The sequence below is a fragment of the Lactobacillus panisapium genome, from assembly GCF_019469265.1.
GTDB classification, from domain to species: domain Bacteria; phylum Bacillota; class Bacilli; order Lactobacillales; family Lactobacillaceae; genus Lactobacillus; species Lactobacillus panisapium.
Window position 1 is genome coordinate 1947522 of the sequence record NZ_CP048268.1, and the last position, 13215, is coordinate 1960736.

Consider the following 13215-nt stretch of genomic DNA (forward strand, 5'->3'; position numbering starts at 1 on the left):
ATAATTAGTATGAATATTAATAAGGAGGACAAATTCCGATTATGAAAAAATCTACGATTTGGACGATTGTTGCAGTAGTAATTATTGCTATCGGTGGTGGCGTCTTTTACGCAACCCAAAAATCCAATAGCAATCAAGTTGATGCTTCATATAACAGTGCAATGCAGCAAGGTAAAGATGCAGTTGCTGATAAGAATTATTCCAAGGCAAGCAGCGCCTTTGATAAAGCACTTGGCATTAAGAAAACTGCCCAGGCTAAAGCCTATAAGAGCCAAGCAGATAATATGCTTTCGGCAATTAGCGCAACTAAAGATGGCAAGTACGATGATGCACTGACTAACGTCAATAATGTAGTTACTGCAAATAATGGCTACGCTACCTTAACTAAACAGGGGCGCAAATTAAAAACTACTATTAAAGATGTGCAAGATAACTACGAAAACGAGATCAAGCCGATTTTTGATAATGCCAAGCAAGCTGAAGATGGTAAGCAATATCTGCAGGCAATTGACCAATACCAAAGGGTGTTAGATTTGCCTTACATCAACGGTCAATACTATGCCAAATACAAGAAGCAGGCTAAAAAGGGTGTTGATAAGAATAAGAAGCTTGCCGACGAAAATGATAATGGTGCGGGTGCTTTAACGAGAAGTTATCGCTCAAGTTCAAACTCAAACTCAGCAAAGCAAAATCAAGATACTGGTAATGCCGGCAAGACCGGTGAAGGTGCTGTGGGCGACCATAAAGTTCACGGTAAGACGGTTACTAACAATCAAATTAGCCAATTGCGTAAAAGAGTAACCAAACTTGGTTATGACGGAATGTCGTTTAGTCCCCAAGATTTGATCGACCTTTACCGCAAATCTGGCCGCAGTAAACCATCTAAGATTACTAAATCTGATGTCGCAGATTACCTTAAACCGTAATCACCAATCATGTAGCTTTCCTCAAAAAATTAATAAGTTGGTGCTTTAACTAGCACTTACATAGCTTAATTTAAAAATCGTCCGTTGCCATAACTGGCTGGACGATTTTTATTTGAACAAACCGGCCCCACTTTAATTGGTGCTACAAAAGATGCTATAATTTTCCTAGCTAAACGAGCAAAAAGATTTACTATTTATGTACAAATCGTTACAATAGTTGCTTTTACAGCCTAAACTCTGTAAAATGACTATTGACTTTCACGTTTCCTATTTTTATTAAAGGAGTGTCTGCTTTGACTGAAAAAGAAAATAATATCAAAGAGCAAGATAATGAACAAGAACAAGAAAATGAAGACCTCAAGGTTGTCATGCCAGATGCTGAATGGACAACGATGCCCGATGAAGAATTTGACGAACAACCAGACTATTTGAAGGTTTTCACTGACTTCTATATTGCTAAATTTAATCAACGCGACTTGGAAATCATGAACATGTATGACGTCAATTCAAACATGGTTGACATTAACCACTACGTGATTGATAACATTAATTTTGGTCGTAGAGAATTAGTTAAACACGCTCTGCAATACCATGCAAGTAACTTCCAGAGTATTGTTGATGAGATTGTTAAGCAGGACAATGTTGAGCCTGAAAAGATGACCTCATACAAAGACTGGGATAACTGGTATGAAGATCGGCGTGATAATATTTCTACTTCTTTATCATAATTTACTTGTACTATTATTAAAAAAAGAACAAAATAGATACTTAAAAGAGAATGCCAATTGACATTCTTTTTTACTTTAAAATATTAATAAATCTATGGGAGTACGAGATTACTATGAATCAGAAAAAGAAACGGATTTCGGCAGCTGGTCTGCTAATCACGATCGGAATCGTTTACGGGGATATCGGAACTAGTCCACTCTACGTAATGAAGTCAATCGTGAACGGTAACGGCGGAATAGCTAACGTTAACCGTGAATTGATTTTGGGTTCAATTTCTTTAATTTTTTGGACAGTCACATTGCTGACGACTGTCAAGTACGTGCTGATTGCGTTAAGAGCAACCAACCGTGGTGAAGGCGGGATCTTCGCCCTGTATGCTTTAGTTCGTAAACGAGCTAAATGGCTGGTAATGCCGGCATTAATCGGAGGAGCCGCACTGCTGGCTGACGGAACGCTAACCCCAGCCGTGACGGTTACGACCTCAATCGAGGGGTTGAAAAACATGCGTTTTGGTTCTAGCATCCCGGTGCCCAACCAAAATTCCGTCATCATTATTACAATCGCAATTTTGCTGGTACTATTTTCGATTCAGATGCTCGGAACTAGCAGCATTGGAAAAGCTTTTGGACCAATTATGTTTGTCTGGTTCACCTTCTTAGGGATAATCGGCGTCTTGAATATGGCCAATGACTGGTCAATTCTTGAAGCCCTTAACCCAGTTTGGGCAATCAAGATTTTATTTAGCCCAGCTAACAAGGCTGGTATTTTTATCCTCGGTTCTATTTTCCTGGCAACAACTGGTGCCGAAGCCCTATATTCCGATGTTGGTCATGTCGGCAAGGGCAATATTCGTGGCTCATGGCCATATGTTTTTCTTTGCCTGTCATTAAACTATCTTGGCCAAGGCGTCTGGATTTTACAAAATCCGCACTACCAAGCTCACGGCACTGAACTCAATCCGTTCTTTGAAGCTGTTCCAAGTAGTCTGCGGTTATTCGCGATTATTTTGGCAACAATTGCGGCGATCATAGCATCGCAAGCCTTAATCACTGGTTCATTCACGCTTGTTTCCGAAGCCAGTGGACTGAAGTTTTTGCCACGGATGAAAATTAATTATCCAACAACCGAGCACGGTCAGATTTATATTCCATCTGTTAACAAGATGATCTGTGTGGCAACAATTGCTATTGTTATCTTCTTCAGAACCTCAGAACATATGGAAGCGGCCTATGGTCTTTCCATCACGGTCACAATGCTGATGACTACTTTGCTCTTATTCGAGTATCTGGGTTCTAAAAACAGACCGCTATTATTACGCCTGTGCTTTTTAGTAGTTTTCGGCTTTATTGAAGGCATGTTCCTTGTCTCCAGCTTAACCAAGTTCATGCACGGCGGTTATGTTACCGTCTTAATTGCAGGCTTTATCGGTGTTATTATGTTTATCTGGTACTTTGGTAACCGGGTTCGCGATAAGCATGAAGGAGCAAGCACTTATGTCCGGTTAGATGAATATACTGACATGCTGACAGACTTAAGTCACGATGATGATTACCCGACTTATGCAACTAACTTAGTCTACATGGCGAAAGTTAAGTACAATAAGTTCATTAAGCGCGAAATTCTTTATTCAATTTTGGATAAACGACCCAAACGTGCTGCTGCTTACTGGTTCGTTTCCGTCAACATTACGAATGAGCCATTTACGGCCAAATATGCGGTTAACACTTATGGCACTAAAAACGTCATCAACGTTCAACTTTTCTTAGGTTTTAAAAAGCAAACCAGTGTTAACGTCTACTTAAGGCAGATTGTGCAGGATCTGATTAAAGACGGCACAATCGAGGCGCAGCCACAAGAATACACAACCACTCCTGGACGCAAAGTGGGCGATTTCTCATTTGTCATCGTTAATGAGGTTGTTAGTCCGCTCACTAAACTCAAGGGCTTTGAAAAATGGATTTTGAAGGCACGCATTTGGCTGCAAAATCTTTCATCCAACCCTGCCTCATGGTTTGGCCTTGAATTCACCGATACGGTAGTCGAACAAGTACCGTTAATCCTAGGTCGACCAAAGAAAAACCTACATATTAGACGAGTTGCCCCACGCGACTACTCTCATTTAAAAGACCAAGAAATTGATAATAGCTAAATTGAAAAGGACTAGAGATTAACTTCTCCAGTCCTTTTTATGTATCTTCGATAATTTAGGCGTTAATGTCTGAACTTACAAATGCAAGTTTTATTAGTTTAGATATAAAACAACTAGTCTATATCTCCAAAGAACCATTTTCAATAACAGAGCGACAGCGCTTATAAACATGTTTATAATATTCCTTGCCCTTATACATAAAGTTTAATTTTTCAAATTGAGATAAATCACCAATTTTTACCTGTGAAGCAAATTCAATAGGATGCTCCAAATATATTCCCCAAAAGCATGCATAGTTCACGTCATTTAAATTTTCAATTATTTTTACCTTTGAACTTATCGATGGAAAGACTTGCTGGTAAACCTTATAATAAACTATATGTTTATAATTGAAACCTAACTCGTAAATCAGTGCTTCATAGTCAAATTTATTCTGACCAAAGTTTTGCTCTTCTTCTGTATTTCTTACTAAATCTTTAAAATAAGTTTGAGCATAAGAGTCATAGGTAAATTTCTCAAAATTAGATCTTTCAATTAATGTCCTAAATATATGTAGTTTGTTACCCGAAGATATTTTTTGCTTTTGCTTTACTTGTATTTCATTAAAAACTTTTTCGAACTGCAAAATGATATATTTGTATTCATCTTCATCAGAATTGCTTTTTTCATCGTAAAGCTGTGCTACTCTTCTTTGTAGCACCTCTCTCAATAAATTATTCGGTCCTCTGTAGGATGAAGAGGCAGTTGATTCAATAGCCGCTTTTGCCATAATCGAATAGTCTTGTAAATAAGGCTCATTTTTATTATCCTCAAGGAAGTATCCAAATTCTCGAGAAGACTCACTATTTTCATAATTGAAAAGCTTGACCAATTTACTTTCATCCTTTGAAAATTCTTTCAATTCTGCAATAGAATGATTAGTTGCTATATCATCAATAAAATAAATGGTTGGAATTTTCTCAAATGACATTCCAGAAAATTCAGGTAATTGAGGAGTTATTAAAATTCTCTTTATTAATTCATCGATTCTATTGTTTTGAGAGCCTTTTTTAGGGTTGGCAATGATTTCTTTATAATTGCCTAACAACATATCATATTTTTCACTTTCAAATAAATAAAGATAAATAATATATAATTCTTGATTAATTATAATCTTATCAAGCTTTTTTCTGGAAATTAATTGATTTTCCACATAACTTAAGTACTTATTTGCATCCCTTGGTGTCCTTTTTTCTTTTTCAAACAACTCAGCTATATCTGTAAAATCAAAGTCCCTAGTATATTTATCACTGGCAGACTTGATATTTGGTTTATCTAGATACTCAACTTTTTCTTTTATTTTATCATTTACCATTTTTGCAATATTTTCAGATTGTAGCTGTATAGGAAGCCCTATTTTCATATCAATTATCTTACTTAGATATCCACTATTATTCTTAGCAATTTTATTCCAATCTCCAACGAAGATTATTCTAATTTTGCCTTTAATCTGATTAAAAAACAGATAAAGCTCTTCTTGTGTTTCTATATCTAGTCTATCGAAATCATCAACTATCAAAACACTTGGACGTTTTTTACGTTTTAAAACAGCTTTATCTATCCATAAGAGGAATCTATTTATATCAAAAAATTTATTTTGATAAAATGTGATCAACGTTGTAATAAGCGTGGAAAGAACCAATATTACTGTTATTTTTCTAGAGCTTGCTATTGATGGAGCAATCGTATATGTCGATACAGTAGTTGCTGCTACAACAGCTATGATTATTAAAAAAGCATACACAGCAGTTTTTACCCAATATGAATTAGGAAAAATTGATTCATATAATTTTTGTCCAAAAGAAGCTTTATTTTTTGGTTCCCACAATTTAAAATATACAAATTTCAAGTTTTTTCCTGTTGCTTTTTCCACTTCTTTCAAATACTCCGTTTTACCGCTACCCCATTTTCCTTGAAGAAAATACGTTTTGGGCTCTTCTTTAAGTTCTTTAGCAAAAGCTCTTGCAACATCACTGGTATCTATTTTATCTATTTTCCATTTTTCACCCATATTATCCTCTTTAGTTAACCAAACATATTTTTATATTATGTTTAATTCTACTACATTAGATTTGAATATCTGATTCACATTCTGTAAAAGCTATAAGCAAAAAGCACCTCCCCTTGTCAGAGAAGTGCTTCTTTTTATATTAATTACCAAATATGAACACGTTTATCAGGATCAAGCCACATACCGTCTTCAGGCTTAACGTCAAAGACTTTGTAAAATTCATCCTGACATTGTGATTGTACATTAGCACGTAATGGACCCGGCGCATGCACATCAACGGCAGTTTGACTCTTAATTGCCTCAATCATTTGCTTGTTGGCCCAAATCCGGGCAAAGTTTTCAAACAACTTCTTAAGATCATCATTTTCATTCTTAGCTGCTTCAACTGCGGCGGTTAAGCCACCTTGATCGGCGATATTTTCCGAAACGACTTGCTTACCATTAATGGTAACAGGTCCATATTGAATGCCATCGAACAAATCGATCTCAGCTTGAGTACGCTTCTTGAATTCAGCGTAATCCTCATCAGTCCACCAATTCTTCATGTTGCCGATCTCATCAAATTTTGCACCATTGTTGTCAAAGGCGTGAGAAACTTCGTGAGCAATCACAGTACCAATACCACCAAAGTTAGTAGCACGGTCTTGCTTCAGGTCATAAAATGGTGCTTGTAAGATAGCTGCAGGGAAAGTTAGGTCGTTTCTAGTAGGATCATAACAAGCATTAACCAAGTTGCCCGGCATTGCCCAGATTGAACGATCAACTTCTTTATGTAGCTGTTCAATATTGTACTTTTGCTCTTCCAAGGCAAATGCACGTTCGTTTGAGTAAAGACTGCCACCCTTGCTTGCTGGAATAACCTTCAAGCGGTTGTAAATTTCTTCAACCTTATCTGGATAACCAATCTTTAGTTCCAAAGCTTCAACTTTAGTAACGGCTTGTTTCCTAGTTGCTTCAGATAACCAATCATTATTACGTAGACGATCCTTATAAACCGTTAGCATCCGGTCAATCATGTCTTCTACGTCTTTTTTGGCATCCTCACCAAAGTAAGTCTTACCATAGTAAACGCCAACCACTTCACTGAAAGTATCATTAGCAATATGGTATGCCTGCTTTTCACCATTAGTCAGCTTTGGTTGACCTGATAATGCTTGACTAAATGGAAATGCAGCTTCACGGAATTCTTGCGATAATGTTGACGCAACATCGTTAATAAAGTTGACAATCATCCAGCCTTTAATTTCGGCGAAATTATCTTCATTTACTAATTCAGCAAAGTGATCCAAGTAACGAGGCTCTTGAACAATGATTTGTTCAGGCTCTTCACCAATAATTTCTTTTAGATAATAAGAAATCTGGAATTTACCAAATTTAGCCTTAAAGTCGGCAATACTCATTGGGTTGTAGCAAGCTGGGTAATCTGCCCATTCTTCTGAGGACTTAACTACCTTTGCAAGTTTAGCGTCGTATTTAATCGCATTTTCTGCGTATTTCTCTGCCTTCTTGGTAGACATTCCCGCCATTTCCAGCAACTTAACTGATTGTTTTTGCAAAATAGCAAGCAAACTTGCGGCATCATCAGTTTGGTAAGTTGTAGTGTCAGGTAGGAAAGTACCAGGACCAGAAAAGTTTAAGCCGTTAATTTTCGCATTTTTTAAATCTGGTTCAACATCAAAAACAAATGGCAATGATGCAAAAGTTGAAAGATCCGGTGCATTGAGGTTGAAATCAGAGAAATCCTTGATACTATCAAGCAAGGCTAAGTCAGACTCAATTGGTTCAGCACCATCACTGTTACGCTTATCAAAATCACATGCAAGTTGATAAAGTTTGACTGCTTCATCCAAGTTAGGTACATCTGGTACCTCTTTTTTACCAGAAGCAAAATCAGCAAAATCTTTCATCAAGAGCTTTTCAACGTTCACCTCAATACCGTCAAAAGCTGCCATTCGTGAGCGATCTTCAGGAATTTTAGTTTTTTCAATCCATTCTGAGTTAACGGCTAAATAAAGGTTGTCTTGTGGTCTTGTGCCAACCTTAGGTTCAATGATGTTGCCGCCACCGCCGCGAACTGCAAAAAATTTATTCATCAAAAGAGTCCTTCCTTTTTTTCAAAATTAAAATTAGACTAAATTAATATTATCATTTTAAGCAAGCAGCAGATATTAAAAAGCCTTTACAAAATTACTTAAAAAGTTTGATATATTTACGTAGTTTTGCATGAAGTGGGATTAATAACAGAACCATTAAGAAGATCCCCGTAGCAGCAATGATAAAGAATGGGATATATCCAGCTCGATCAATAACCATTCCGCCAAATAGCGGACCAAAGGCCTGACCAATGCCACGAGCGACATTGATTTCTCCTTGATACTTACCCTTACTGCTCATTGGTGACAAATCATTAATGTATGCTGGAACAGCTGGAAAAGCAGTTGCTTCGCCTAATGTTAGAATCACCATCGACAATGCAAAATGGGCAAAATCACGGGCAAAAATAAGCGTTGCAAATGAGATTGCAAACATTGTTGTGCCAAAAATAATTTGTTGGAATAAATTTTTAAACAGATGAGGGAATCTAGCCAGAATAACCTGCACTGTGACAATGATTGCGCCGTTTAGCGTCCATAACAAACTGTATAAATGGAACGGGATCCCTAATGACACCATATAAACAGAAAGGTTGGATTCCCAGTTCATATACATCAGCCACGTTACCGCTAAGGAAATAAGAAAACCAATCATTAGCATCATATTATGCTTAGGCATTGGCTCCGCTTTAGGCTTCTCACCAGTGTTTTTGCTCTTAGCTACACGCTCTTTATGAAAATTAATAACTGGGCGGTAGTGAATCGCCGCGTTAATGCAGGCAATTGCAAATAATGATGCGGCTAGTAAGAATAAGAACTCAATTGAAAAGTCATAAAGATAGCCAACAAGTAAGGTTCCTGTTACTGTACCCACATTTTGGGCAAAGTAAATTAAGTTAAAGACATAGCGACCAGGATAATTGCGCAAACTTGTTGCAATTGAGTTAATCATTGTGCCGTTCCAGCCGCTGACAAAACCCGTGATAATTAGCCAAATCCAATATGCTGGCCAGCCGTGGAAAAAGGCCATAAAAAATAAGACTAGTGCATCAGTTCCCAGACCAGCAACAATTAGTGGATATGGATTACAGCGATCATATAAACGTCCAGCTGTAAAAGAGCCTAGTACGTTACTTGCACAATTGCAAAATAATACCAGTCCAATTACTGATAGACTGATGTGCAATTGCTTATTTAGATAGACCGAAGTGAGAGGCCAAACAAAGCTCGACCCAATCCATGTTGCTAGCTCTCCTACTAGCAGCCAGCGTAACTTAACTTCTGTTTCATTATTTGATCCATGTTTAAGTTTCATTTATTCAGTCCTTTCTATAGTTGAATTCCATTAACCAGTTTAACAAGTTGCGCGCCAAAAGAACACCCCGAGTTTACTTTAATACTAACGCGAAAAGCTTAACGACTTTTTTAAGCGCACAAAAAAAGATGATACTCAGTTCAGAGCCAAGATCATCTTTTGGGGTCTGCTTTTAATAAAAATTAACTTTTTCAAGATATGCTTCTAAAACAAGCAGCTTCAAACAATTAAATGCTAGAAGCGCTTTTTCCGGAAAATTAGATAGCCAATGATAAAAAAGATCATGATGTAAATTATTGATCCAAGCAAAATTTGCGGGTTATTCAAATGCGTTGTTAATACATACATACTGTAATTGGCATATTGTCTAGTCAAGTCAATCATGTTAAAGGGATTCCACTTCATCACTTGAATTAGCATATGTCTGTTCATTAAACTGGCAGAAATGCTCTGTCCCATAAATGTAACTAACAAGCTGACTGTAATGACAATCGCATTGTTATTAATTATGCAAGACAGCAGGAAGACAATCGTAATAATTAACATTGTTGAGATTAGGTCAATTGCAGAAGTCGCAAGCATGTTAATCCAAACCGGTTGATGATAGAGATAAATCGTATTCCAATCTACATTGTATCTAAAGATTGTGTAACGCAAAACAATGGTATAAAAAATAGCTAGAACATGAAGAAAAATATCGTAAATAAATATTGCAAGATATTTTGATAAATAAACTTCAATCTTATTCGCTGATTTGTACAAAAGCGTCAAGATAGCATTATTTTGAAATTCCATCGAAAAGCTAGTTGCACCAACAATGACCAAGATAAACATGATAAAGTCAGAGGAGTCAAAGGTTAGTGTTAATAACAACTTTTTAACTTCATCACTTAAAGAAAAGCCTGTAAAAATCATCAGAAACAATAACAAGATGGCCGAAATCCAGGTGATTTTACGATGAGTCAATTTATATAGTTCTTGTTTAATACTATAAGCCATTTTAAAACCTCTTTCCTAAACGCGCCGGTTTTTAAATAAATAATAACCAAGTACTGCAAAGATCAACCCATAAGCGATATTGGCAATAATTAGTTCACTATCTAGCAAGTGCGAAGTTGACATCAAGGACGTCCTTGTCAGTTGCTGTGATATAAAAATCATGCTCAGGGGATTCCATTTGATAATTCTTACTGCACTGGGAAAAGCCTGCATCAGTGCACTTGAAAAATCTGCGCCAAAAAATGCTAAAACGATCCCGATGCAGACTACTACCGCGTTATTTCTGGTTAACATGCACAGCATAAAAGATAAACCGGTAATAAAAAAGGAGTAAATGACTGCCCCCAGCATATTAGTCAAAAGGTCAATAATTAATGAATGCCCGTCAACAGTGGTAATCCAGTCATATTTATGGCCAATAAAAAGAAAACTAAACAAAAAAGTAAGAAGAATTGCCGCTAAAGCAAGAACAATACTGTAAAAGAAAATGACCAAAAACTTAGCTAAGTAAATCTTTAATTTACTTGAGCTTTTATACATCATCATCATAATCATTCTGTTCTTATATTCCATCGCAAAAAAGGCCGAACCAACTGTAATTATAATTAGCGGGATCCATTCAATTGCATCAAAGCCATAGATTAAGAACCTGCGATCTAAAGCCTTACTGGTCAAAATGTTATATAGCATGGCACATAGCAGCACTAACAAACCATAAAGGGAAATTTTTTCATGATTAAACTTATAAACTTCTTCTTTCAAACTTTTACCCATGATGTTTAGCCCCTTTCTTTGTCCAAGATGTTAACAACAATTTGTTCAAAGTTAGCTTCGATTGGGGCCATTTCTTCTAAGTGAATCCGGTGTTCAAACAGCTCATCTTGAATTTGGAAAATATCTTGGCTGTTAACAGTTAAGTAGTCATCTTGCGGAGAATAGGCAATACTATTATTTTGCAGGATGCGCATTGCTGCCTCATTATTTTCGGTAATTACCTTATACTTTCTCCGGCTAATTTCATTAAACTTTTCAATTTCTTGGTTAACAATAATTTTGCCAGAACTAATTAAAATGACTTTAGTCATTACCTTTTGCAGCTCACTTAAAACGTGACTAGAAATCAAAAATGCTGTGCCTTGATCCGCATACTGCTTGATAAGTTTACGCACGCCAATTGTGGCTTCAATATCTAGGCCATTCATTGGTTCATCTAAAATAACTAGTTTAGGATGATTGAGCAATGCGATTGCAATGCCCAGTTTCTGTTTCATACCCAAAGAATAGCCTTTTGACTTGTTATTAATGTATGAGTTCATTCCTAGAACAGATACGATGCTGTCCAAGTCTTCTTTTTCTCTGGCATATAATTCGAGATTTTGGTGACCTGTCAAAAAAGGATAAATTGCTGGGTGTTCAATCAAAGCCCCTACACTACTTAGCGCCTGATGGTTATTTTCAGTTACGCTTTTTTCGTCCATTATGATCGCACCGGTAAACTTCATTAGCCCTAAAATGGTTTTCATGAGCGTAGTTTTACCTGCTCCATTAGGACCAATTAGTCCTACAATTTCGCCAGCCCTGATACTAAAGGACGCATCGTGAACGATCTTGGTCTTTCCGATATAAGTATTGACATTTTCAAGATTGAGGATTGTCTTAGATTCTATTTTCATAATCATGGTCACTTTCTAAAAAGAAACTCCAGCTTTTAAATATTAAGTATCAAATAGTGTAATATTTATGTATTACACTATTACATTACCACAAAACAGACTACTGCTGCAAGTACTCTTTTAGTGGCAAAAAGACGTTAAATAAAAAAAAGCCATCTGACTTCATTAACACAATTGAAGCCAGATAGCCTATTTTTAAGTTAAACCATAGTTACTAAGTCCTGTAAAAACTTATCTTTTTACATACTTACTTGTTTTTTCACCAGCAATTCGTCCTATCTAGAGAAAAATGGTTAAAGAGATTTCTTTCTTTTTTACCTAGAGGGGAAATTTACGTCTAAAACACTGATATTACTACGCAATATATTGTTATTTAAGTTTTCCTACTTTCCAATAAAAATCAGTTATTCTTAATGACAGATTAATACATGATAGCCTTTAATACGATTTATTTCTTTTGACTTTTAACTATAATTATATATTTATAAATCAACAGAAAGCCAAAAACTAAAAGTAAAATAAAATCTATCCAGCAAGTACTGCTCCATATATCGTTAGCAATCTTTTGTTGCCTAATTTTTTTCTTTGCAAGTTTATTATGTGCTTTAATTTTAGAAATATTTGAAGATGAGTTTGGGATCATGTTATAAATAATACTGTTAAGCGCATTAAAAAAGTTATTTGAAAACTTATCAGAATTATTCATCCAATATAAATTAGCTTCTTTAAGTGCTTTGACTTCATTCCATTTTAAATTTAATGATGGCCTATAAATACTAAATCTTTGATTATAAGTATTGAAGCAGATTATTTTATCCACTGGAACAGCCAATTTTTCATTTATTTTGTCGTATCCATGTTTCATCTCAAACATTAATTCATCACTATTGTCAGCATAAAATTCATATAGATATAAAGCATCAGGACTATTTGTTTGAAAAGTATACGGCCTAAACTTTTTCAACTTTCCTTTAGTCTTAACCGGTTTATTGGGATCAAGATACTCGTAATTATAGTCAGATAACAGTAATTTTGTATTTACACAGGCATCTACAGCATTATAATCCTTATTTTTAATCTTTTCATTAAAATCTTCGTCCAAAAAATAATCAACTGAGTTTGAGTCTTTATCAATTATTACAGTTTCGATAGGTTTTGTTTCTAATTTTATCGCTGTCATAAATCCTGTAACAAAAATTATTACTAAACAAAGTATTCCAATTAAAGCTATTTTCCAAAAGCTCCAACGTTCTATTTCTCTCTTAAGATTTTTCATTTATC

Annotated in this window: 10 protein-coding genes; 3 read left to right on the forward strand and 7 right to left on the reverse strand. The window is 35.8% G+C overall.

All coding sequences use genetic code 11. The features are described 5' to 3' along the window. Positions 1–41: 41 nt before the first annotated feature. The 3 genes from GYM71_RS09205 to GYM71_RS09215 all read left to right on the forward strand — a co-directional run bounded on the left by GYM71_RS09205 (position 42) and on the right by GYM71_RS09215 (position 3804). The gene (locus GYM71_RS09205) at positions 42–926 is read left to right on the forward strand and encodes a hypothetical protein (RefSeq protein WP_220220241.1); all 885 of its coding nucleotides are present in this window, start codon (positions 42–44) and stop codon (positions 924–926) included. Between the two features lie 293 nt (positions 927–1219). Further along, complete coding sequence (locus tag GYM71_RS09210) at positions 1220–1654, forward strand: hypothetical protein (protein WP_220220242.1); 435 nt, start codon at positions 1220–1222, stop codon at positions 1652–1654. 113 nt (positions 1655–1767) lie between these two features. Next, the gene (locus GYM71_RS09215; protein WP_220220243.1) at positions 1768–3804 is read left to right on the forward strand and encodes a KUP/HAK/KT family potassium transporter; all 2037 of its coding nucleotides are present in this window, start codon (positions 1768–1770) and stop codon (positions 3802–3804) included. A 118-nt stretch (positions 3805–3922) separates the two neighbouring features. On the opposite strand, the gene GYM71_RS09220 is transcribed toward GYM71_RS09215, so the two are convergent. From GYM71_RS09220 to GYM71_RS09250, 7 genes are all read right to left on the reverse strand, one after another. Further along, the gene (locus GYM71_RS09220) at positions 3923–5854 is read right to left on the reverse strand and encodes a P-loop NTPase fold protein (protein ID WP_220220244.1); all 1932 of its coding nucleotides are present in this window, start codon (positions 5852–5854) and stop codon (positions 3923–3925) included. A 143-nt stretch (positions 5855–5997) separates the two neighbouring features. Next, positions 5998–7947 (reverse strand): M13 family metallopeptidase, encoded by a 1950-nt coding sequence (locus tag GYM71_RS09225; protein ID WP_220220245.1) that lies wholly within the window; start codon positions 7945–7947, stop codon positions 5998–6000. A 94-nt stretch (positions 7948–8041) separates the two neighbouring features. Beyond that, entirely contained in the window at positions 8042–9262 is a 1221-nt protein-coding gene (locus GYM71_RS09230) for an MDR family MFS transporter (protein WP_220220246.1), read from the reverse strand. Positions 9263–9496: 234 nt separating this feature from the next. Continuing rightward, positions 9497–10261: an ABC transporter permease gene (locus tag GYM71_RS09235; protein WP_220220247.1), complete on the reverse strand. Its 765-nt coding sequence runs from the start codon at positions 10259–10261 to the stop codon at positions 9497–9499. Between the two features lie 15 nt (positions 10262–10276). Then, complete coding sequence (locus GYM71_RS09240) at positions 10277–11035, reverse strand: ABC transporter permease (protein ID WP_220220248.1); 759 nt, start codon at positions 11033–11035, stop codon at positions 10277–10279. Between the two features lie 5 nt (positions 11036–11040). Then, the gene (locus tag GYM71_RS09245; RefSeq protein WP_220221212.1) at positions 11041–11913 is read right to left on the reverse strand and encodes an ABC transporter ATP-binding protein; all 873 of its coding nucleotides are present in this window, start codon (positions 11911–11913) and stop codon (positions 11041–11043) included. A gap of 469 nt (positions 11914–12382) precedes the next feature. Continuing rightward, the gene (locus GYM71_RS09250) at positions 12383–13210 is read right to left on the reverse strand and encodes a hypothetical protein (protein WP_220220249.1); all 828 of its coding nucleotides are present in this window, start codon (positions 13208–13210) and stop codon (positions 12383–12385) included. Positions 13211–13215: the final 5 nt, after the last annotated feature.